The 23,354-nt window shown below is 38.8% G+C and carries 13 protein-coding genes and 1 pseudogene; 5 read left to right on the top strand and 9 right to left on the bottom strand.

What is annotated here, in order from left to right; translation table 11 throughout:
- Nucleotides 1-52: 52 nt before the first annotated feature.
- The 3 genes from Q0486_RS05105 to Q0486_RS05095 all read right to left on the bottom strand — a co-directional run bounded on the left by Q0486_RS05105 (nucleotide 53) and on the right by Q0486_RS05095 (nucleotide 6,192).
- Complete coding sequence (locus Q0486_RS05105) at nucleotides 53-1,966, bottom strand: family 43 glycosylhydrolase (protein WP_299230864.1); 1,914 nt, start codon at nucleotides 1,964-1,966, stop codon at nucleotides 53-55.
- 38 nt (nucleotides 1,967-2,004) lie between these two features.
- Nucleotides 2,005-4,488, bottom strand: coding sequence for a TIM-barrel domain-containing protein (locus tag Q0486_RS05100; RefSeq protein WP_299230862.1), 2,484 nt, complete (start codon nucleotides 4,486-4,488; stop codon nucleotides 2,005-2,007).
- A gap of 204 nt (nucleotides 4,489-4,692) precedes the next feature.
- Nucleotides 4,693-6,192 (bottom strand): acetyl-CoA hydrolase/transferase family protein, encoded by a 1,500-nt coding sequence (locus Q0486_RS05095; RefSeq protein ID WP_299230860.1) that lies wholly within the window; start codon nucleotides 6,190-6,192, stop codon nucleotides 4,693-4,695.
- Nucleotides 6,193-6,739: 547 nt separating this feature from the next.
- Between Q0486_RS05095 and miaB the strand changes: the two genes are divergently transcribed.
- Nucleotides 6,740-8,113, top strand: coding sequence for a tRNA (N6-isopentenyl adenosine(37)-C2)-methylthiotransferase MiaB (gene miaB / locus Q0486_RS05090; RefSeq protein WP_299230858.1), 1,374 nt, complete (start codon nucleotides 6,740-6,742; stop codon nucleotides 8,111-8,113).
- Nucleotides 8,114-8,178: 65 nt separating this feature from the next.
- Here the strand turns inward: miaB and Q0486_RS05085 are convergent, their stop codons facing one another.
- Nucleotides 8,179-9,519: a glycosyl hydrolase family 28 protein gene (locus Q0486_RS05085; protein WP_299230856.1), complete on the bottom strand. Its 1,341-nt coding sequence runs from the start codon at nucleotides 9,517-9,519 to the stop codon at nucleotides 8,179-8,181.
- 242 nt (nucleotides 9,520-9,761) lie between these two features.
- Between Q0486_RS05085 and Q0486_RS05080 the strand changes: the two genes are divergently transcribed.
- Together Q0486_RS05080 and Q0486_RS05075 are read left to right on the top strand one after the other, a co-directional pair.
- Complete coding sequence (locus Q0486_RS05080; protein ID WP_299230854.1) at nucleotides 9,762-10,895, top strand: glycoside hydrolase family 88 protein; 1,134 nt, start codon at nucleotides 9,762-9,764, stop codon at nucleotides 10,893-10,895.
- A 58-nt stretch (nucleotides 10,896-10,953) separates the two neighbouring features.
- A complete protein-coding gene (locus Q0486_RS05075; RefSeq protein WP_299230852.1) occupies nucleotides 10,954-13,722 on the top strand; it encodes a glycosyl hydrolase in 2,769 nt (922 codons plus the stop codon).
- A 77-nt stretch (nucleotides 13,723-13,799) separates the two neighbouring features.
- Here the strand turns inward: Q0486_RS05075 and Q0486_RS05070 are convergent, their stop codons facing one another.
- The 5 genes and pseudogenes from Q0486_RS05070 to Q0486_RS05050 form a co-directional block, all read right to left on the bottom strand.
- Entirely contained in the window at nucleotides 13,800-15,908 is a 2,109-nt protein-coding gene (locus tag Q0486_RS05070; RefSeq protein WP_299230849.1) for a hypothetical protein, read from the bottom strand.
- A 43-nt stretch (nucleotides 15,909-15,951) separates the two neighbouring features.
- Complete coding sequence (locus Q0486_RS05065) at nucleotides 15,952-17,433, bottom strand: glycoside hydrolase family 28 protein (RefSeq protein ID WP_299230847.1); 1,482 nt, start codon at nucleotides 17,431-17,433, stop codon at nucleotides 15,952-15,954.
- A 38-nt stretch (nucleotides 17,434-17,471) separates the two neighbouring features.
- A pseudogene (locus Q0486_RS05060) lies at nucleotides 17,472-18,563 on the bottom strand (glycoside hydrolase family 88 protein); the annotation flags it as partial.
- A gap of 304 nt (nucleotides 18,564-18,867) precedes the next feature.
- On the bottom strand, nucleotides 18,868-21,222 hold the full coding sequence (locus tag Q0486_RS05055) for a glycoside hydrolase family 3 N-terminal domain-containing protein (RefSeq protein ID WP_299230845.1): 2,355 nt from the start codon (nucleotides 21,220-21,222) through the stop codon (nucleotides 18,868-18,870).
- A gap of 31 nt (nucleotides 21,223-21,253) precedes the next feature.
- Entirely contained in the window at nucleotides 21,254-21,445 is a 192-nt protein-coding gene (locus tag Q0486_RS05050) for a PspC domain-containing protein (protein ID WP_299230843.1), read from the bottom strand.
- A 130-nt stretch (nucleotides 21,446-21,575) separates the two neighbouring features.
- On the opposite strand from Q0486_RS05050, the gene Q0486_RS05045 reads away from it, so the two are divergent.
- Together Q0486_RS05045 and Q0486_RS05040 are read left to right on the top strand one after the other, a co-directional pair.
- The gene (locus Q0486_RS05045; RefSeq protein WP_299230816.1) at nucleotides 21,576-22,478 is read left to right on the top strand and encodes a class I SAM-dependent methyltransferase; all 903 of its coding nucleotides are present in this window, start codon (nucleotides 21,576-21,578) and stop codon (nucleotides 22,476-22,478) included.
- Nucleotides 22,475-23,335, top strand: coding sequence for a permease-like cell division protein FtsX (locus tag Q0486_RS05040; RefSeq protein WP_299230814.1), 861 nt, complete (start codon nucleotides 22,475-22,477; stop codon nucleotides 23,333-23,335). The genes Q0486_RS05045 and Q0486_RS05040 overlap by 4 nt, the downstream gene beginning before the upstream one ends.
- The last annotated feature ends 19 nt before the right edge of the window (nucleotides 23,336-23,354 follow it).

The following is a 23,354-nucleotide window of genomic DNA, read 5'->3' as shown; positions in this document are numbered from 1 at the left end:
TTAATGAAAATATATCCTGATAAAAAAATATTTAGCACTAAACAATAATCATTTATCTGCCATAGATACTTTCCGTACTGATATTTATTTTCTTAATAGTTCCGTCAGCATTGTAATTCAATTCCTCCACACACACAGAACGGCTATAACTAGTTCCGTCATGTAACCCACCGTTATGTGTAAAGAAATACCATTTACCCTTGAATTCCACTATAGAAGGATGAGTGGTATTACAATTTCCTGCTATTTCACACAATATACCTTTATACTCGTAAGGCCCTTCTATATTATCAGCTATAGCATAAGCTATCTTCTCAGGCCATCCGGTTGCATAAGTAAGATAATATTTACCGTTGTATTTATGTACCCAAGGAGCCTCGGTAAACTTAAACCCTTCAAAATCAATCCGTTTTATTTCACCATCTATTTCGGTCATATTATCCTTCAACTTGGCATAATAGCAAATCTGGTTTCCCCAGAAAATCCAAGCCTGACCATCATCATCAATAAATACCGCAGGACCGATACATACCCAAGAATGGGTAGCTCCAAAACAGTCTTCCTTAGTAAGGAGAGGTTTACCAATTACATCTTTGTAAGGTCCTTCAGGACAATCTGCTATAGCCACACCAATTCCAGATCCATTAGTGCTTATAAAATAGTAGTACTTACCATTCTTCTCTACCACATGGGCCGCGTATGCTGCTCCTGTCTTATCCCATTTAAAGTCGGCCACCTTAAGCGGAGTAGGATATTCGGTCCAGTTAACCATATCCGGAGTTGAGAATACACACCAGTCCTTAAGCTTATACCCTTTCTGATTTCCTTCGAAATCATGTCCTGTAAACAACCACAAAGAGTCACCTACAACCAATGCCGCCGGGTCTGCTGTATGTTTGTGGGTTATAATAGGATTACTTTCGGCCTTGAAAGTCCTGCGTCCCCATTTTTTTATAAGCGCATCCATTTCAGACTGTGTAATGGAAATCACACTACCATGTCGTGGAAAGAAATCCTTACTGAACTGTTTAGGTACAGAGTCGAAAGTACAAAGATCGTTACTTGTCTGATATTCATATTTTCCTGAAGTATACAAGTCGTACATCAGGACGTATGTTTCAGAACCGTTAAGTTTGAATATACTTGAGCCTTCAACAGGAGTCTTGCCGGCATAAGCATCATGATACTTGAAATCCTCAACCCATGGCCCATGTAGGGATTTTGAGGTAGCCTTCTGTATACCATTCTTTACTTCCTTACCATTTTCATCTTTGGTATTTCCTTTATAGAAAAGATGATAAGTGCCATCCTTAAATATAATATCATTGTCAATAGATCCGTATTTTGCGCTAAATAGCTCCTTAGGTTCACTCTCGAATGAAGTAAAATCTTCATTAGCGTATGCATAATAAGTAACCAATCCTCCAACTTCTTTCCTATTGAGTGTGAAATAAATCATATATTTCTTAGCCACCGGATCATAAATAGTCTGCGGTGCCCATACCCAGTGTGCATTGCCAAAATTTTCAGGATAATCTTCAGCAAGGGCGATATAAGAGTGTGACCAGTTTATAAGATCGTCCGATTTCATAAGAACAATTCCCGGATTCTCTCCCCAACCATTCTTAACGGTGAACATATCAGTGGCTACCATATAATATGATTTTCCGTCTTCTCCCCTAAGAATATGCGGGTCGCGTATACCTCCACTCTTAGATATAGTATCTGAAGCGACAATTGGCTGATTTCCGTTCAGAGCAGTCCAGTTCACCGCATCTGTACTGATTGCAAAGCGCAATTGTTCCTGAAGTTCGGGAGTTCCCATTCCTTCGAAATAGACAAAAAGATAACCTGTATACTTATCTGCATTATCAACTGAAGCTGAATATTTTGAATTACCTGAAAAACAAGAAGTCAGCATACTGCATGCACATCCCAAAATCAATAAAAGTTTATATGTTTTCATTTTATAAAAATGATTTATTGAATTTGATAATAATCATATTAAAGTTTTACAACAACCTTCTTGCCTGAATAAAGTACCTTTTTATCTGCAGTACTGATAACTTTCTCAGCAGAAGGTTTGCCGGGCTGCATTACAGTAATGTTAAAGCTACGTTTTTTCAACATTTTAGGGAATTCTCCTTCACGGTCGCATACAGTAAGGGTATGTTCAGAGTCATTCCAAACAAATTTGATATTCGAATACATACCTTTTTCGTAATTATAATTATCGAATTCATCTTCATAAAGTGTAAACTCTCCGTCTGCACCAGGATATATACATATATCAAGATTATCCCATTTCTTTTCTTCAGAATATTGCACAACAGGTCCAAGAGGCATAATACTTCCTGCCTTAATATAGACTGGCATTATAGATATAGGACATTCACGCTTAACGTCCTGACCACCTTCAAATACTTCGTTTGTCCAGAAATCAATCCATTTGCTGCCTTTTGGGAGATATACTTCATACGGTTTGCTTGCAGTAGACACATCATCTACAATAGTTACGCCCTTATTACCTTCAACCTTCTTTGTATAAAGAGGTTCAGTAACTGGACAAGCAAGAATATTACGTCCAAACATATACTCATCATCAAGCTGAATAGCTTTTCTGTCAGAAATGAAATCCATAACAAGAGGACGCATCATTACACCATCCTTATGCACACACTCTCCAGCTGTACTGTAAATATAAGGAAGAAGTCTGTAGCGCAGTTCTATAATACGCTTCTGAGCATCGTACGCCCAATCGCCTTCCTTACCGAACAACCAGATTTCGTTCATCATTGGAGAAGAACAGTGATTACGCATCATAGGTTGGAAACATCCCCACTGGAACCAGCGCACATGAAGTTCCTGATATGCAACATTATTCCAGTCATTATTATACTCCCATCCGAAGAATCCTGCCAAGTCAGTAGTCCAGAAAGGTATACCGCAAAGCATATAGTTAAGACCAGCCGGTATCTGCTGTTTCATAGTTCTCCAACTTGATACAACGTCACCACTCCAACTGAATGAACCGTAATGATGCTGTCCAAGATAGGAAGAACGAGTCATAAGGAATAGACGTTTTTCATCTGACACCTCACGCTGATGTTCATATATACCCTTATTGGTAACAAGAGGAAAGGCATTTACAACGGAACGGAAGGAACCGTCGGCTGTCATAAGATTAAAATCACTATCCTTCACGTTAAAATGGTCAGGTTCCGTAGAATCAGTCCACCATGCATCCATACCCATGTTATACATAGGAGTAAGATATTTCCAGTATAAGTCACGCGCTTTTTCATTAAAAGGATCGTATGGAACTGTACCAGAATTCATTGGCCAAGTATCTATCGGTATAAGAGCATTCATTTTTTTCAGTTCCTTATATTGTTCTGTCCAAGGCCCGAAACTTGCCCAAATGGAAATCATAAGATGTGCATTCTGTTTATGCACATGATCCACCATTTCCTGAGGACTTTTAATACGAGGTTTCTTTTTCATTACTGCCTCATTATCGGCATTATGTCCTTTAGGTATATACTTCATCCATTCTTTATTACCAACTTTATTGATATAACGAGGATTCATAAATTTCATAGCATTCCAATTGGAGTCACATCCCCAGTACTGCCAGTCCTGTACAATACCATCGATAGGCACTTTTAATTCACGATATTTATCAAGAATATCACATAGTTCATCCGGACTCTTATATCTCTCCCTGCACTGCCAGTACCCCATGGTCCATAAAGGGAACATTGTAGCCTTGCCGGTTAAATCACGCAATGACGAAATAACTCCATCCATTGTACCATCTTCATATAGGAAATAATAATCTGAGAGCAATCCTACCTGAGAAGAGAAAGAAGTCTCGTATGGAGTATCATTAAACTGAGAAATAGCCGGATTATCCCAATAAACTCCATACCCTTTTTCAGAGGTAAAATAAGGAATACAAATATTAGTATTTACATTTCTTAGTTCAATCTGTTGATTACGATGATTCATTACTCCCATCTGTCTTTGTCCAAGTCCGTAGATAATTTCCTTCGGCTGAAGCATAAACGATTGACTTACGGTATATGAATCCCTATTCACATCCTTGCGAGGAAGAAAATTTGTACCGTATGGCTTTTCTGAAAGAAGTCTTTCACCATCAAGTTTTGAATATTCCACTTGCCCAGTTCTAGTATCAAGCACTACCATCAAATTGGCAGTTTTCATAATCATATCATCTCCTTCTTGCTCAAAAGAAATCTCAACCTTCTGAGGACTCATAACCACAGGATAACTTTTCTTTTCTGGCATTTGAAGTGAAGGATACTTCACAACACGAACAATAGAAGAAGAGTAGAAAATAACCTCTCCATTGAGAGTAGGTTCTGCTGTTGAAAATTTAACACCGTTAGAAGTTTTCTCAACAATCTGCGCCTCAAGTGAAACTGTAGCTATAAATGCTACCACAAAAAGACAAAACCGGTTCATAAAACTTATTAATTATAGATAAATTATAATCATTACACTCTTAAGAATTTAAAGAGCTGAATGTTATATAATCCATTCAGCTCTTGACTTTTCTAAAGCATCACAAAGGAGAATGATGCAAATTTAATATATTAAGTTTTTTGAACCAATATTTACAAACTAATACTTCAAAATTTATCTTAACACATTCTTACACTTATCTGATTATCTCTTGAAGTCAGCCCAGTCAGTCAAACGCATATCACCCTTGTCAAGGAACACTTCATGCATTCCCAGCGCAGCAGAAAGACTGTGGCTAGTTTGTCCCTTGCTAGCTATCTTGAGATAATCCCACAAAAGCTGCTTGTAGTCAGGATGAGCACAGTTCTCAATAACAGTCTTGGCACGTTCCATAGGACTCTTACCACGCAAATCGGCAATACCCTGTTCTGTAATAATTACATTTACAGAGTGTTCGCTATGATCCTGATGTGAAACCATAGGAACAATCGAACTGATACAACCACCTTTTGCTATTGAAGGACAAGAGAAAATAGAAATATAAGCACTGCGTGTAAAATCGCCAGAACCTCCAATACCGTTCATCATCTTGGTTCCACAGATATGTGTAGAGTTTACATTACCGTAAATATCCGCTTCAATAGCCGTATTCATTGAAATAACTCCAAGACGACGTACTACTTCCGGGCAATTTGAAATTTCAGAAGGACGCAAAACAAGTTTGTCGCGGAAGAATTCAATGTTATCGTAAATATCCTGCAGACAGTCGTTTGTCACACTCAATGAACATGTACTACCGAACTTTATTCTACCTGTTTTTACCAAATCTATCACTGAATTCTGGATAACTTCAGTATACATTTCAAAAGCAGGTACATCAGGATTCTTACCCAATGCACTCAACACTGCATTTGCTATATTACCAACACCAGACTGTAAAGGCAAGAAAGTAGAAGGTATTGTACCCTTACGTAAATCATTTACCAGAAAGTCTGCCACATTCTGACCAATCTTGTCGGTAATAGGGTCCGGATCGTGGAATCCACGGGCTTCATCAGGAATATTCACTTCTACTACAGCTGCAATTTTAGCCGGATCGACCTGAATATAAGGTGTTCCAATACGGTCACTAGCATGTTCTATCATGATAGGACGACGATGTGGCGGACGTTCTAGCTCATAAATATCATGCATACCCATAAGACTTGTCTTGTTATGAGCAGCGTTAAGTTCAACTATAACTTTTTCTGCCAGACGTGCCACTGTAGGGGAAATACCCACACCTGCAGTAAGGTAAATACGTCCATCGGCAGTAAGTTCGCAAGCTTCCATTATGGCAACATTAACTTTGCCTAAGAAGCCCGAACGGATTCTCTGAGCCATTTGTGACAGATGTATATCAGAGTATTTTACCTGCCCGTTGTTGCAAGCCTTGCGGAAATCTGTATTTGTAGTATATGGAGCTCTAAATTCGAGTGCATTGGCACGTATCAGAACGCCATCACATGAATCTCCGGTTGAAGCACCTGTAAGAACGCTCACTTTAAAATGTTCTCCACGTGCATGTTTTTCTTCAGCCATTTTAGCCAACTCGGCAGTAACAGCCTTTGGTGTTCCGGCTGGTGTAAATCCACTTAATCCAATAATATCTCCGTCTTTAATCAAACTTGCAGCTTCGGCCGCTGTCATAAATTTATAGCTCATGATATTGTGTTTTTAAAGTTATTTATATATATTCGAAAGTTAGTAAGTTTTCCGAGGCTGTCCAAATTTAGAAAAAAAACATCAAATACAATACATTTTGTTTCAAAATTATGATAAAAAACATACTTTTTTCTACAAAATGAGCACAATTCGCCAATATTTCAAATATTTTGACAAATATTAAAACACAAAATATTTGTAGTATTATGGAGTTACTAAACTGACAACTAAATACACTACACTTTATAAGCCTGACACGTTTAAAAAAAATGACAGAACATTTTGAATAAAACGACAAAGCGTTTTAAGTCAAACAACAAAGCATTTTGAATAGTACATTTAAAACTATATTCCATAATAAAAATAATCTCTAATATACACAAAAGTCGAAAACTTTGTTTTCACTTTATGCTTCGCTCGGTTTGCACTATCTTTTAATAAGAAAGGCTGCACCTCGGAATCAAAAGTCGAAAACTTTGTTTTCACTTTGTGCTTCGCTCGGTTTGCACTATCTTTGCAGAAATTTTAATCAACAAATCAAGCAATTATGACAAATGAAGCAACAGGAGCAGACTTAAAATCTGCAACTGAACAAGACAGCAAAAAACTGTTCATCGAAACTTACGGATGCCAGATGAACGTGGCAGACAGTGAAGTAATAGCATCTATCATGCAAATGGCAGGCTACTCCCCATGTGAGACCCTAGAGGAAGCAGATGCGGTGTTTATGAACACATGCTCTATCAGAGACAATGCGGAACAGAAGATTCTGAACCGTCTGGAATTCTTTCATTCTCTGAGAAAGAAAAGGAAAAACCTGATAGTAGGTGTATTGGGTTGTATGGCAGAACGTGTGAAAGAAGACCTGATAGAAAACCATCATGTCGACCTCGTGGCGGGGCCTGATGCATATCTGACTCTTCCGGAACTCATAGCATCAGTAGAAGCCGGAGAAAAAGCTATCAACGTGGAACTGTCAACTACAGAAACTTATCGTGATGTAATTCCTTCGCGCATCTGTGGTAACCACATCTCAGGATTCGTATCAATCATGCGTGGATGTAACAACTTCTGCCATTACTGTATCGTTCCTTACACAAGAGGACGCGAAAGAAGTCGTGACGTGGAAAGTATCCTGAATGAAGTTCGTGACCTGGAAAAGAAAGGCTACAAGGAAGTCACTCTCCTGGGACAGAACGTAAATTCATACCGTTTCGAAAAGGACGGAAAGACAGTGACATTCCCTATGCTCCTACGCATTGTGGCAGAAGCAGTACCGGGAATGAGAGTGCGTTTCACCACATCTCATCCTAAGGATATGAGCGACGAAACACTCCATGTCATAGCAGAAGTGCCAAACGTATGCAAACACATCCACCTGCCTGTACAGAGCGGAAGTTCACGCATACTGAAACTGATGAACAGAAAATATACACGCGAATGGTATCTTGAAAGAGTAGAGGCTATACGTCGCATAATTCCAGACTGCGGACTAAGCACAGACATATTCTCAGGATTCCATAGCGAAACGGAAGAGGACCATCAGATGTCATTGTCGCTTATGCGCGAATGTGCATACGACTCGGCATTCATGTTCAAATATTCCGAAAGACCGGGTACATACGCATCAAAACATCTTCCTGACGATGTACCTGAAGAAATCAAAATACGACGTCTGAACGAAATGATAGAGTTGCAGAACCAGCTTTCTGCCGAAAGCAATGCAAAGGATGTGGGAAAAACATTCGAAGTTCTTGCAGAAGGCGTATCAAAACGTTCTAAGGAACAGTTGTTCGGTCGTACGGAACAGAACAAAGTAGTAGTATTCGACAGAGGAACACACCGTATAGGTGACTTTGTAAAAGTAAAGATTACTGAATCAAGCTCAGCCACTCTGAAGGGGGTTGAGGTTATGGAATAAAAAAACTCCGGCATGCATTATGTTATGCCGGAGTTTTTTTCTGAAAACAATCATCCTAATACCTATTAAAATTGTTCTGCAATGTTTTTACCATTAATCCTAACATCTTTTATTATGAAACCATCAATATAATCTGTATTAATATCAGTTTTCTTCTCAACCTTCAAATCTAAATTTTCAAAAGTAAAATCTGACAATTTATATTGATCATCAGCTTTTGTAACATCAAAAACGATGTCACACTCCATTGATATATCACGCATAGTGATATGTTTTGAATAAGAATAAGGAATATCTTTTCTTCCCTTCAAGTCAAAAAACTGGTTCCATGGTTTTGCATACAGGAAACTGGTTACATTTCCAGTAATATTCTCTACTGTAATATAATTATAGTTTTGAGGTGTATCCGGTCTCATTTTCAGCCATAACAACCGTTTAGCATTATCCAAACGGCAACGTCTCAAAATAACATTATGATTATGTATAGACTCACTTCCACAAGTCAAAGCACTATGGCAAAAACCGTACACACAATCTTCAATAATAATATTACGATTTGAACCATTATTCTTTTTATCCTGATCAGCCCAAGGTCCCTTACCACCTTTCAGTGCTATAGCATCATCATTTACAGACATAAAACAGTTCTTGACAAGAACATTAGTACATACATCTATATCAATAGCATCTGAACTAGGAGCCTTAACAGGTGCATAAGGAGCATATATATGAAGGTTCAACAACTTAACGTTCTCGCAACGATATAGATGTGTAGTCCAAAATGGAGAGTTCTCCAACCGTACACCCGAAAGCTGAACATTTTTTGAATCAGATATAAAGACAAGTCTTGGACGGAGTTCCTCCAGATTTGTGCATTCCGGATTAACTTTACGTCTTAACCAGAATGATTTCCAATACCTTAATCCATTTCCGTTTATACGTCCTTCACCGGATATAGTAAATCCATCTACACCAATAGCATTGACCAAAGCAGCAAAATATTTTAAATTCTGTCCTTCCATTCTGGTATCTATAACATCAAAATTGCTAATGTCGTCACTACCTTTCAATGTCCCTCCACGTTCTATATACAAATGAGTTTTAGGCTTAAAGAACAGCGAGCCACTTAAGAAAGTTCCCTTTGGGATATAAATAACCCCACCACCTTCAGACGAAGCTCTATCAATTATAGCCTGAATCTGCGTTGTCTGCAGTATTGTGCTGTCATTTACTACTCCAAAATTTGTTATATTATATATTTTACCCAAATCCTCCAATTTCGTAATTTCATTTTTACGAAACCAGTCAGGTATAGGTGTTCCGTCAGGAAAAACTTCTTTCGCAGAAAGATTACACATAAGGAATACAAAATATGCACAAAGCATAAATGTTCTTCTCAATTTCATATCAAAATATTTTTTATAATTATACATATCATTCTGAAAACTTATTGCAACAAAAATAAGTAAAGTCACACATAATATAAATAGAAAATCATTCATAAACTAGGAAAATTGTACACCTGGGCAATTTAAAAGTATAATAGACAAATATAATACTGAAAAGTACAAGGATTATACATTATTTTCCATATGAATCTGAGTCGCTAACACTATATTTGTAACATAAACTATTAACAATTAATATCATGAAAAAACTATTAATCACAGCATTAACATCACTCTTCGTTGCATCAACCGGATTTATCAATGCACAAGAGATTCCTGACCAGAAAGAAACACTTAACACACTTATCAAAGTAAACAATCATTACATGGAGAACAATCCTGACTGCAGGATTCCAAGTTTTGTAAATGGCAAAATGCGTCCAAGCAATATCTGGACACGAACAGTATATTATGAAGGGCTGCTTGCATTATATTCCATTTATCCTGATACTGAATACTATAAGTACGCATACGAATGGGGTAAATTCCACGAATGGGGTATGTGGAGGGGAACAACAACCAGACATGCGGACAATTATGCATGCGGACAGGTTTATATAGATATGTATAACTTATGTCCTAAACCTGAAATATTGCTTAATGTGAAGTCTAACCTGAACATGTTGGTCAATACACCTCAAATAAATGAGTGGTGGTGGATAGACGCAATCCAAATGGGTATGCCGGGATTTGCCAAAATGGGAAAACTTACAGGTGACCAGAAATACTTTGACAAAATGTGGCAAATGTACGAATACACAAGAAACAGACACGGAGATAACGGCATGTATAATCCTAAAGACGGATTATGGTGGAGAGACCATAATTTCGACCCTCCATATAAGGAACCAAACGGAGAAGACTGCTACTGGAGCAGAGGAAACGGTTGGGTTTATGCAGCCCTAGTCCGTGTTCTTGACGAAATTCCAGCTAATGAGATTCACAGGAAAGACTATATCAACGACTTTCTGGCTATGAGTAAAGCTCTTAAAAACTGCCAAAGAGAAGATGGATTCTGGAACGTAAGTCTACACGATCCAAGTAATTTCGGAGGTAAAGAACTAACAGGAACATCACTATTTGTGTATGGCATGGCCTGGGGAATAAGAAATGGACTACTTGAACGCGATGTGTATCTTCCTGTTGTTCTAAAAGCCTGGGATGCCATGATTAAGGAAGCTGTCCACCCTAATGGTTTCCTTGGATATGTTCAGGGCACAGGAAAAGAGCCTAAGGACGGACAACCTGTAACATACGACAGCAAACCAGACTTTGATGATTTTGGAACAGGATGTTTTCTACTGGCCGGAAGTGAAATATACAAACTAAGATAATTACACGACAGTTAAATTAATATCTTTGTTATATTAAAATCAATAATTCAATATACTAATGACAAAAAACAATATACTGTTATTGATGCTTCTTTGTGGAGGTTGTGCACAAGCTCAGGATTGGCCTACAGTCAATCCTGAGGCACGTCCGGGAAGCCGTTGGTGGTGGATGGGAAGCGCTGTAGACAAAAAGAGCCTCGCATACAACCTGCAACAATATGGAGCTGCCGGAATTGGAAGTCTTGAAATTACACCGATTTATGGTGTAAAAGGAAATGAGAATAAAGATATTCCTTTTTTATCAGAACAATGGATGGACATGTTTGAATATACCAAAGAAGAAGCAAAAAGGAATAATATCGACATAGACATGAATACCGGAACCGGATGGCCATTCGGAGGTCCGGATGTATCTCTCGAACATGCGGCAACAAGGGCTATATTCGAGAAATATAAAATCACAGGGGGGAAAGATATAAAACTAAAAATTTCCATTCAAGATCCTAAAGAAGCAAAACAGCAGGAAATAGCAACCTTAAGCAAATTAATGGCCTACGATAACAATGGGGAGTGCCTGGATCTGACAAAAAAGGTTGATAACGGTGAGTTGAGTTGGAAAGCGCCTGAAGGAGAATGGAATCTTATAGCCTTATTTATCGGGAAAACCCTACAAAAGGTAAAACGGGCAGCCCCTGGGGGTGAAGGTTATGTAATGGACCACATGAATCCGGAAGCCGTAGAAGCTTACCTGAATAAATTTGATAAAGCTTTTAAAGAAAACAACTCAGAGTATCCAAGAACATTTTTCAATGACTCGTACGAGGTTTACAAGGCTGACTGGTCACCAAACCTATTAAAGGAATTTGAAAGAAGAAGAGGGTATAAACTGGAAAAATATTTCCCGGAATTTCTGAGCACCGAACGTTCTGAAATGACAAGACGCATAGTTTCCGATTATAGAGAAACTATAAGTGAAATGCTCATTGATAATTTTACATCTAAATGGACAAAATGGGCACATAAGCATGGAAGTACTACAAGAAACCAGGCTCACGGTTCACCTGCCAATCTTATAGACACTTACGCATCGGTAGATATTCCTGAATGTGAAGGCTTCGGTTTGACAGATTTTCATATTAAAGGACTAAGGACTGACTCGCTGACACGTCCTAATTTCTCGGATATATCAATGTTGAAGTATGCCTCATCGGCAGCGCATATATCAGGAAAGCAATTTACATCATCGGAAACATTTACCTGGCTTACAGAACATTTCCGCACATCTTTGTCACAATGTAAACCAGATATGGACCTGATGTTTGTGTCAGGCGTAAACCACATGTTCTTCCATGGAACGACATACTCTCCACAAGATGCAGCATGGCCGGGATGGCTGTTTTATGCCAGCATAAATATGTCACCCACAAATTCTATTTGGAGAGATGCCCCTTCATTCTTTGATTATATAACCAGATGCCAATCGTTCCTGCAAATGGGCAAGCCCGACAACGATTTCCTGATATATCTGCCTATCTATGATTTATGGGACAATTTACCGGGACGTCTGGTAGCTTTCGACATTCATAAAATGGATCAATATGCACCTACATTTATCAAGACAATACAAACAATTATTGCAAACGGATATGATGTAGACTACATCTCTGATTCATTTATCAAAAACACTGTATGCAAGGATAATATGCTTATAACCAGTGGAGGAGCGAAATACAAGGCTATAATTATACCAAATGTAAGGCTGATTCCGGCATCTACTTTAAAGAGAATAACAGATCTGGCCAAACAGGGAGCTACAGTAGTTTTCATGGAACAATATCCTAAAGATGTACCAGGTTACAGTAACCTGAAAAACAACAGAAAATTATTAACCGAAATTTCAAAGGAACTTCCAACAGTATCTTCTTTCAGCAATACACAGAAATTTAAATTAGGTAAGGGACAGATTATAATCGGTTCGGATTATAAGAAGACTTTATCAGAAACAGGTACTAAAGCTGAAGAAATGAAGACTTTATACGGACTACAGTTCATACGACGTTCTAATGCAGAAGGGCATCATTATTTCGTAACAAATCTGCAAAAGAGAGATGTTGACGGTTGGAGCACCCTCAATGTTCCCGAAACATCAGCTATGCTGTTTAATCCGATGAATGGTGAGAAAGGGAAAGCCGACTATCGTAATGCAGACGGCAAACTACAGGTTCGCCTACAATTAAAATCAGGTGAGAGTATCATTATACAAACTTTCAACAAAAATATAGAGGACGAACCTGCTTGGTCATATACTGAAGAACAACCATATAGTCTTAGCCTCGATCATGGCTGGAAGCTGAAATTCAAAAACAGTACTCCAGCCATAAACGGTGAGTTTATGATAGATACTCCAACGTCATGGACAGAACTTGAAGAGGCAAATGCCAAAATTAATATGGGCACAGGTGTCTACTCGTTGGAAATGGATATGCCGGATATAAATGCTGACGACTGGATTCTTGACCTCGGAGATGTAAGGGAAAGTGCAAGAGTATATATAAACGGGAAAAATGCAGGTACAGTATGGGCTGTTCCATTCAGACTTAAAGTAGGGAAGTTACTAAAACCAGGAAAGAATAAAATAGAAATAGAGGTTACTAACCTGCCTGCCAACAGAATAGCCGACATGGACAGAAAAAATATAAAATGGAGAATTTTCAAAGATATCAATATAGCCAAACTAAATTATAACAAAGGTGACTATAAGGACTGGCAGACAATGCCTTCCGGATTAAACGGACATGTACGACTAATACCTGTAAATTATAAATAGATTCTACTATCCACTGGTCAATAACGTAAAAAGGCGCTTTGTTAGCGCCTTTTTACGTTACGATATATTCATATTGATTAAGGAAGAGGTTTCAAGCCTTCCCATTTAACATTCCATTTACCATCCTTAGGAAATCCGGGATTAACACCCTCCGAACCATCCCAACCTGCACACATCATAGCAATAGCAGTCAGAAGTCCTCCATTTCCTGGTAAATAAACACGCAAACGTCCGTCCTGATAATTATGTCCATTAACAAGATATGTATTAGTACGTTTATTCATCAGCAATGCTCCTACAGCCTTTTCCGGTTCACCCAAACGTGCTGCATTCATTGCTGTCATAGGATAGTCCCATCCCCATGTCTTATTCCAATTCCAGTTATTCCAGACCCAATTCAAAGTATTTCTCATATATTCCGGATTAACAAGCTTATTCATAGGAAGGATGCCTACAGCGCCTAATACAGCCATGTGGTCTGAAGTAAAACGAATATCTTTATAAGTATCAACCGCTGTTTCTGCAGCCAGATATAATTGGTCTTCATTATAAGCCAGTGGAGATATTTTCTCTATCAGATTGTCCCACTCTTCCACACGCTCCATGCCGGCACGTTCTCTCCATGTCTGTGCGGTCTGCAGTCCAAATAACCAATATGATAATTCAAAAGGAGGATTTACTGTATCTGCAGCACGCAATGTTTCCTGAGCAGGAATAGCACCTTTAAGTATATATCTGTCATTTTCTTTATCATAAGTGGCAAATGAATACATAAATTTTGCTGTTTCCTGAATCATGTCATTATATTTTCCTATAAGTTCATCAGAAGGATTTGCACGATATAACAATTCGGCCAGATAAATGATATGCGGTTGTTGCCATATAAGAAAACTTCCCACATTAGAAGGAGCTTCCGTTGCATCAGGATCGGTCATTTTCATCCATCTGACACCTTCAAAGCCCTGTCTTTGGGCAATCTCACGAGCCATAGGTTCTGCTTTCCCATACCATGCCAATGTACGGTCAAGCAATTCCGGGTGTCCCCATAATGCAAATTGTGCCTGGTGCCACCATATCATTTCCAGATGAAATTTTCCAAACCAAGAATTATATGTAAGACCTGTTTCCTGGGGAGGAGTAGATCCGGCACATTGAATTGCAAGTAAATATTGGCTTAATACCACACGACGTTCCAATTCTTTTGCTCTTGAGTCAGTACATTCAGAAAAGTCTACTACAGCTCCTTCTTTCCAGAAACTGTTCCAATAGCTAGCAGAAGCCTTTACAATGTCATCAAAAGAATCTTCAGTATCTTCTGTTTGCATAGAAGTGAAATGGCATGTAAACTCCAGCAGAGTATCTGCCGGAACAAGTACAAAATAATTCTTTTCTTTCTCGGTCAGACTGGCTTTTCCCTTCCAGTTTATAGTAACAAAATAAGATGTAGCATCAATCTGACGTTTCAATACAGCAGAATTTTCATCCTGACTCACAACAGTAGTAGAATGTTTATCATTTGAATTCCAGTCACAAGCATCGTCACTATGTTTCCCCGTTGGATATGGAAAATGAAATTTTATACCTGTTCTTGAGGCTGAAGACACCCTTGAGGCTATCATGTCTTTATCAGGATGACATACAGTATTCACATCATATTGAACTCCTGATATTGAAAAACTACTATGTATTTTCCCATTCCACATATCCAGTTTGTGATTAATATTCTGAAGTTGTGAATAATCGACATCATCACCCAATTCCAGCCCTACAATTCCAAGGTGCAATCTATGAGGATTGGCACGAAGCCAGTTTGAGGCATCTTTTTGTCTTCCTTCTTCCTTAAACTGACATGAATAAATTTCTTTGTGTCCACGTCCGAAATCAAATTCCTTTAATGCATCTTCCGGTCTATAGTTTCCGTCATTCTCAAAGCTATGCCATCCCCATTGGCTTTGTGTTCCCAATGGTACTCCGTTTGAATATACTTCAGGAAAAGTCTGTAATCCTGTAATATCTGTAGTAAAGGCAAACTCCCCGTTACCTACAGACAAAGAAGATAAAGAATCGACCGTAGTTACCACAGGATTATTCCTTTCTACAAGAGCAAATCTGTCAATAGGCTCATGTTCTTCGGAACTGCAAGCCATAACAGCTATTGCTGAGATAAAATAAAAAAGTCTCTTCATGATAGATTCTAAAATTAATGAACAATATGTTTAGATATAATTATTATTTCAATATAACAATTTCTACATCTTCCTGGTGAATATTTTTACAATAATAAAACTCTGCATCTTTGCTGGCACTGATACGAATATGCTTCAAAGTGATTCCGTCAATCGGCATTTCAGGTATTCCATTGAAATACATCGCCCTGCGTGCATTTGTACATGTCAGATTCTCGACATGAATATTCCTAAAACAAGGTGTAGTTTCGTCAACAGGCATAGGATCAACCTTAGCAGGAACAACCTCTCCACTCTCCAAGACCTTAACTGCGGATTTTCCACCATAATAAAGATTAAATGTTATTGGTTCCGTAGGAATATTCATCATAGATACATTTCTTATCCATATATTCTCAACAATGCCTCCTCTACCTCTTTTACTCTTAAAACGGAGTCCGACATCTGTACCGAGAAACTGACAATTGCTTACTGAAATATTACGTACTCCACCACTCATCTCACTTCCAACAACAAAACCGCCATGACCTTTATAGACTGTACATCCATCCACTATCACATTCTCACAAGGACGTGCTCTGCGGCGTCCGTCCTCGTCTTTTCCACTTTTAAGACATATACCATCATCACCTACATCAAATGATGAATTCACTATAAGTACATTTTTACAAGACTCCAGATCCAGTCCGTCACCATTTTGGGCATAACTTGGATTACGTACTTCGACATCTTCTATCAAAACATTTTCACACATCAGAGGATGCAGATTCCAGGCTGGTGAATTCTGGAATATCACTCCCTGTAACCATACATTCTTACATTCAATGAGGCTGACCATTACAGGACGTAAAAAATGTCTTACACTATTCCACTCTTCTTCTGTATGAAGATTTTGTGGAACGTTCATATTGCTTATTGTATCACCTTTCAGAGTTTCAGGATAAGGGAACCAATAATCAGGACGTTTATAAACACCTCCTCTTGATGTAGCAGCTTTCCATTGACTTTCTGTCACTTTCTGCTTCTTCAAAGGTCGCCAGTAATGTCCATTCCCATCAATAGCTCCTTGTCCTGTGATAGCGACATTTACCAGATTACGTCCGGAAATAGGCGACTGGCAACGTCTTGTGTCAAGTCCCTCGAAAACGGTCTCAACCAAAGGATATAAATCCACATCTGGTGAAAACAGTATTATGGCTCCTTTTTCGATGTGCAGATTTATATTACTTTTCAGAACAATAGGCCCTGTGAACCACACACCTGCAGGAACTACAAGTTTTCCACCGCCCTTTTCACTCAGAGCATCAATAGCCTTTGAAAAATTATCTGTACACAGATGAATGCCATCGCCTATCGCTCCAAAGTCTTTCAGATTGACTTCATTATCAGGGAAATCAGGTGTCATAACCTTTGGCATCAAAAAAGGAAGATTATCATATAGATACTCATACTTATACTCCTGCCAGGCAAAAGCTGTATTTATAATAAGACAAACGCTGCAAAATATAAAAAAAAGTCTTTTCATAATCATCTTTATCATTTAGTTCTCAGGTTAATCATTATTCAATATCCAAGTTGCAGACATCCCATTATATAAGGTCCGGTTGCTTTTGAATCATTATCGCGTATCTTCTCTCCTACATAATATTCAAAACTACCATCTCTATAAGGATTGCCTCCCAAGCCACCAACCTGACAACACCTCGTCATAGTAAGTGTACCATCTGCATTTTTATGTATCAGTTTTTCATTTATTCCCTTAAATGCCTTCTCTGCCACTACACGATATTTGCCATCAATATATCCTTTGTTCACAGCTTTGGCATAAGCATACATGCACTGCGTAGTTACCGAAGCTTCCGGAAAATTTCCTTCTCTCTCCGGCTGGTCAACAATCTGATACCACAATCCATTCTTATCCTGGTATTTACAAAGACTTTCAGCCAATCCCCTGACATATCCGATAAGTTCAGTTCGTCCACTATGATTTTCCGGAATATAATCCAATACATCGACTAGAGCCATAAACCACCAGCCTATGCTTCTTCCCCAAAAATTAGGTGAGTGCCCAGTCTCAGGATCAGCCCAACGCTGAGATTTACTTTCATCCCATGCGTGATAATATAATCCCGTATTCTTATCATAGGTATATTCATGACAAAGCTTAAATTGTTTTACCGCCTCATCAATCAGGTCAGGTCTGTTAAATTCTGCTCCATATCTGGCCATAAATGGAGAAGCCATATACAACCCGTCAAGCCACATCTGATGCTGATAGATAAGTTTATGCCAAAAGCCGCCCTTAAGGGTTCTTGGTTGTCTTTCCAACTGTTTGACAAGAAGGTCCATCGCTTTCTTGTACTTTTCATCTCCAGTCTCGTGATAAACATCAAACAATATTTTTCCTGAATTGATAAAATCCAAATTATAAGTTGACATATCGTACTTATAAATTTCCCCATTATCATTTATCAATGTATCGGCCCATTCTTCTACATAATCATAATATCGTTTTTCTCCAGTAGATCTCCACATATCCAACATTGCACAACAGCCAACACCTTGGGCATATCCGAAAAACAGACGTTTGCCATGATCAAGCTGCCATGCCTGCGGAAAGCGTTTCATTTCTGAATCTGCAAATTTCTTTGAATACAGAACTTCTTCTGCCATTAAACAAGAGGTTGTCAATAGCAATACTATAAACAAACCGTAAAAAGTCTTTCTCATAGTGATAATAGTGCTAATCAATAATAGTATTATATTTTTATTGCAAATATAAGTTCATACATCACTATAAGAAATATAAAATAGTACGTTTACATGTAAAAATGTTCACACATGCGGAAAATGTCCTAAAATGGGACTTCATTTTAGGACATGACAGAATATTATATATACAATAAAAGGCGCCTAAGAAACAGCGCCTTCTATTATATTATCCTATCAGATTTTTACTTTATATATTAGGTGTATCCCAAATCTTTGTTTCAGAGCAACTCAAATCAATCCACTTATCGCCACATTTCAGTTTGAAATCACCTTTCTCCAAACGCCACTTACCGTCATAACCTACAAAGGCAAGATCACTGCCCTTAATCTTCATACTAACAGTCTTTGTTTCACCTGGCTGTAATGAGACCTTCTCAAAATTACGCAAACGGATATTGTCCGGAGTGCTGCTGGCAACCATATCTTTTGAGTACAGAAGAACAGGCTCTTTTCCTGCTACACTTCCGGTATTGGTAACATCTACAGAAACTGTTATTTCATCACCCGCGGTAAACGAAGTTTTGTCTGCACGAAGATTATCATAGCTGTAAGTAGTATAGCTCAAACCGAAGCCGAAAGGCCACTGGACATCCATGACAGCATCATAGTTATAGTTACCGCCCATCTGTCCCATATTCTCGCAAGGTTTGTAATCGTAAGTTGCAAAAGAACTGGCATATTTAGGATATGTAAAAGGCATCTTTGCGCTGAAGTTTGCATCACCGGACATCAGATTAGCCAAAGCGTCAGCACCATAATTACTCGGAAGCATTATGTTTATAATTCCCTGTGCCAGTGGTTCTATATCTTTTATTATACGTGGACGTCCCTGATTCAATACCAGCACAATAGGTTTGCCTGTCTTTGCCAAAGCTTTTACAAGATTACTCTGATTTTCCGACAGTGTAAGATCGGTAATATTACCCGGAGTTTCACAATAAGAATTCTCACCTATACACGCCACTATAACATCGGCACGTGAAGCAGCCGAGACAGCCTTACCTGTTTCCAGTGTATTTTCTTCCCACCAGTTATCATTCTTGGATGCAGCGTATGTAACACCAGGTTCATAAATGATATTCTCCTTTCCATATTTGTTGCATAATGCCTCGTATATAGTATTATATGCCTGTGCACACTCATCAGCACGGTGTCCCTGCCAGCTGTATGACCAACCGCCATTCAGGCAGCGCATGGAATTGGCATTTGGACCTGTCAGCAGAATCTTTCTGCCTTTCTTGACAGGAAGTATATTATTATCATTCTTTAGAAGTATTTCTGATTCTTCGGCTGCCTGAAGTGCTACAGCAGCAAACTCTTCAGAGCCAAACTTGTCATATTTCTTGATATCCCAGTATGGATTTTCAAACAGTCCCAAACGGTATTTAAGACGAAGCACACGTGATACGGCATCATCTATTCTGCTCATAGGAACTTCACCATCTTCAACAAGTTCCTTAAGATAAGTACAGAAACTTACCTCATATGGAACCATGGACATATCTATACCAGCGTTAATCGCTATCTTTATAGCTTCCTTCTTGGTAGCCGCAATATGGTCGCGAGTACAAAGATTGTTGATATCAGCCCAGTCAGTCACTATCATACCATCCCAGTTCAAGTCTTCTTTCAACCATTCGGTAAGTAGTTCACGATTAGCATGGAAAGGCATTCCATTGTCAACACCGGAATTGACCATCACGCTCAGTGCGCCATTACGAACGGCAGCAAGGAAAGGAGCGAAATGCTTTTCGCGCAAATCGCTGCGTGATATTGAAGAAGGAGTACGGTCCTTTCCGGAAACAGGAACACCGTAACCCATGTAATGCTTCATACATGCGGCTACATTATATTCACCTATATGATTAGGGTCATTTCCCTGAAAACCCGCGACAGCAGCCTTACCCATCTCTGCATTTACATAACAGTCCTCACCGTAGTTCTCCCACATACGAGGCCAGCGTGGATCACGTCCCAAATCCACTACAGGGGCATATGTCCATGGAATACATCCGGCCTTGGTTTCGTACGCAGAAATCTCAGCTCCCTTACGGACCATTTCACGGTTGAATGAGGCTGCCATATTTATACCTTGTGGAAACATCGTACCCCCAAGAGTATAAGTCGTTCCATGTATCTGATCGACGCCATAAATACAAGGAATTCCTATCTCCTTCATTGAGATGTCCTGAATCTGCTTTATTACCTCAGCCCATTTCTCCTTAGTCTGTGCAATACTCAAAGGAACGTTAAGCAATGAGCCCACCTTATACTTTCCTATCACAGTGTCAAGCATTGCCTGGTTCATCACAAAGCCGTGTTTCTTGCTTCCCTCAAAATCGCTTACAACGTCTATTGTTATTTCACACATCTGACCTATCTTTTGTTCAAGGGTCATTTTTCCAAGCCATTCCTTAATATTGGCTTCAATCTCAGGATCCGAAGGAATCGCAGCAGGCGTTTCATTTTTATAACTTCCACAACAAGAGCTTATGCTCAGACATAATGCTGAAGCTATGAGCATGTTCTTTATCTTATTCATAATATTAATTATTTGGTTTATATCTAAATTTTTACCATTTCCTTTCAGGCATAACAATCATGAGTATGATATATATTATAACTCCTGAGAACGCAGTAAATACAGTAAGTAAAGCATAACCGACCCTCACTAAAGTGGTATCCAAGCCGAAATATTCTGCCAGACCGGCACAAACTCCAGCTATCATGCGGTCATCAGACCTTGTAAGTTTTTTATTTTCCATAATCCAAGATTTATTTTATATACGAAGATAGTGAAAAACAACGAATATATGCACATACTCTTAAAAACTTTTAAATAAATACTATACATACCTATTTATTTTGTTATTTTGCAGCAAATTAGGGATAAAAGTGGGTAAACTATATATAGAAAAGTGTCCGATATGCGGACAAAGCCAGTTTGAAAAGGTTATGACATGTACAGACCATTATGCCACGGGCGAATCGTTCGATTTGTGCCGTTGCATAAATTGTAGCTTCATGTTTACTCAGAATGCACCTGTTGAGTCTGAGATAGGTCGATACTACGAATCACCGGATTACATTTCACACAGCGATACTCACAAGGGACTTATGAACTCAGTATATCATAAGGTTAGAAAACACATGCTTTCAGAAAAATCAAAGCTTGTGAGCAGAAACAGTAATCTGACATGCGGAAAGATTCTTGACATTGGTACCGGTACCGGATATTTTGCAGACAAAATGAAAAATGAAGGATGGCAGGTCTCTGCAATTGAAAAAAGTCCTCAGGCAAGAGCTTTCGCAAAAGAACACTTCGGACTTGATGTATATCCACCGGAAACATTATTCACACTTAAAGATAAAGAGTTTGATGTTATCACTCTTTGGCATGTAATGGAACATCTGGAACAACTGGACCGTACATGGAATACACTGGAGAGAATCCTCAAAGACAGTGGGACACTTATAATTGCTGTGCCGAACGCAACATCATACGATGCCGGGAAATATAAGGAAATGTGGGCAGCATACGATGTTCCACGCCATTTGTGGCACTTCACACCGACTACAATAAAAAAATTAGCATCCAAACATGGTTTTGTAATGACAGAAAGATATCCCATGCCATTCGATGCCTTTTACGTGTCAATGCTCAGCGAAAAGTATATGAAAAAATCCAATACTTTCGTACGGGGATTACTCACAGGAACGAAAGCCTGGATTGCATCCCTCAACCATAAAGACAAAAGCAGTTCAATGATTTATATATTCAGGAAGAAACAGTTATGAGAAAACATAAGTCAATATTCGACATGCAATTTATCACAGCAGGAATAAGCACTACAATGGTATTGTTTCTGCTGGGACTGGTAGTTTTTTTCGTACTGACAGCCAACAACCTTTCTGTGTATATCAGAGAAAACATAGCCTTCAGCGCTATACTTGACGACGGAATAAAGGAAACTTCCATAATAAAGCTTCAGGAAAGCCTCAACAAGAAAGACTACGTAAAACAAACAGTATATATATCGAAGGATCAGGCACTTAAAGAGCAGATAGAGGCTATGGGTACAGACCCAAGCGAATTCTTGGGACATAATCCGTTCAACGCTTCGATAGAAATAAGGTTAAATGCCGGATATACTAATCCGGACAGCATAAAATGGATTGAGAAGGAGCTTATGGCAAACAAGAGTATATTGGAAATAAGTTATCCCCAAAATCTGCTTGACTCCGTAAACAGGAACCTTCAGAAAATAAGTGCTTTCCTGCTGGGACTTGCTGTTCTACTCTCGCTGATATCATTCTCGCTGATAAACAATACCATACGTCTGACTATCTATTCCAAAAGGTTTCTGATACACACCATGAAACTGGTGGGTGCAAGCTGGAGTTTCATACGCCGCCCGTTCATCACCAGAAACCTGTGGATAGGAATACTTTCCGGAGCTGTGGCAAACGCCATTCTTACGGCATCGGCATATACCGCCGTAAAATACGAACCTGAACTTCTGGCTATAGTATCGCCGGAAAGTATAATGATTGTAGCGCTTGCAGTAATGGTGTTCGGTATGATAATAACCACACTGTGCGCATACATATCAATCAACAAATATCTGCGCATGAAAATAAGCGAACTGTATTGAAAACAATAATATAATCAAG

It is taken from the genome of uncultured Bacteroides sp. (genome assembly GCF_937912035.1).
Classification (GTDB): Bacteria; Bacteroidota; Bacteroidia; order Bacteroidales; family Bacteroidaceae; genus Phocaeicola.
The sequence above is the reverse complement of the archived record's forward strand: the minus strand, read 5'-3'. Positions and strand labels throughout refer to the sequence as shown.

What these genes read in the sequence shown, in the direction of transcription:
- Q0486_RS05100 (WP_299230862.1), bottom strand. Translation starts at nt 4,488, where the DNA reads ATGAACCGGTTTTGTCTTTTTGTGGTAGCATTTATAGCTACAGTTTCA.
- Q0486_RS05095 (WP_299230860.1), bottom strand. Translation starts at nt 6,192, where the DNA reads ATGAGCTATAAATTTATGACAGCGGCCGAAGCTGCAAGTTTGATTAAA.
- Q0486_RS05075 (WP_299230852.1), top strand. Translation starts at nt 10,954, where the DNA reads ATGACAAAAAACAATATACTGTTATTGATGCTTCTTTGTGGAGGTTGT.
- Q0486_RS05055 (WP_299230845.1), bottom strand. Translation starts at nt 21,222, where the DNA reads ATGAATAAGATAAAGAACATGCTCATAGCTTCAGCATTATGTCTGAGC.
- Q0486_RS05085 (WP_299230856.1), bottom strand. Translation starts at nt 9,519, where the DNA reads ATGAAATTGAGAAGAACATTTATGCTTTGTGCATATTTTGTATTCCTT.
- Q0486_RS05070 (WP_299230849.1), bottom strand. Translation starts at nt 15,908, where the DNA reads ATGAAGAGACTTTTTTATTTTATCTCAGCAATAGCTGTTATGGCTTGC.
- Q0486_RS05050 (WP_299230843.1), bottom strand. Translation starts at nt 21,445, where the DNA reads ATGGAAAATAAAAAACTTACAAGGTCTGATGACCGCATGATAGCTGGA.
- Q0486_RS05065 (WP_299230847.1), bottom strand. Translation starts at nt 17,433, where the DNA reads ATGAAAAGACTTTTTTTTATATTTTGCAGCGTTTGTCTTATTATAAAT.
- Q0486_RS05105 (WP_299230864.1), bottom strand. Translation starts at nt 1,966, where the DNA reads ATGAAAACATATAAACTTTTATTGATTTTGGGATGTGCATGCAGTATG.
- Q0486_RS05080 (WP_299230854.1), top strand. Translation starts at nt 9,762, where the DNA reads ATGAAAAAACTATTAATCACAGCATTAACATCACTCTTCGTTGCATCA.
- miaB (WP_299230858.1), top strand. Translation starts at nt 6,740, where the DNA reads ATGACAAATGAAGCAACAGGAGCAGACTTAAAATCTGCAACTGAACAA.
- Q0486_RS05040 (WP_299230814.1), top strand. Translation starts at nt 22,475, where the DNA reads ATGAGAAAACATAAGTCAATATTCGACATGCAATTTATCACAGCAGGA.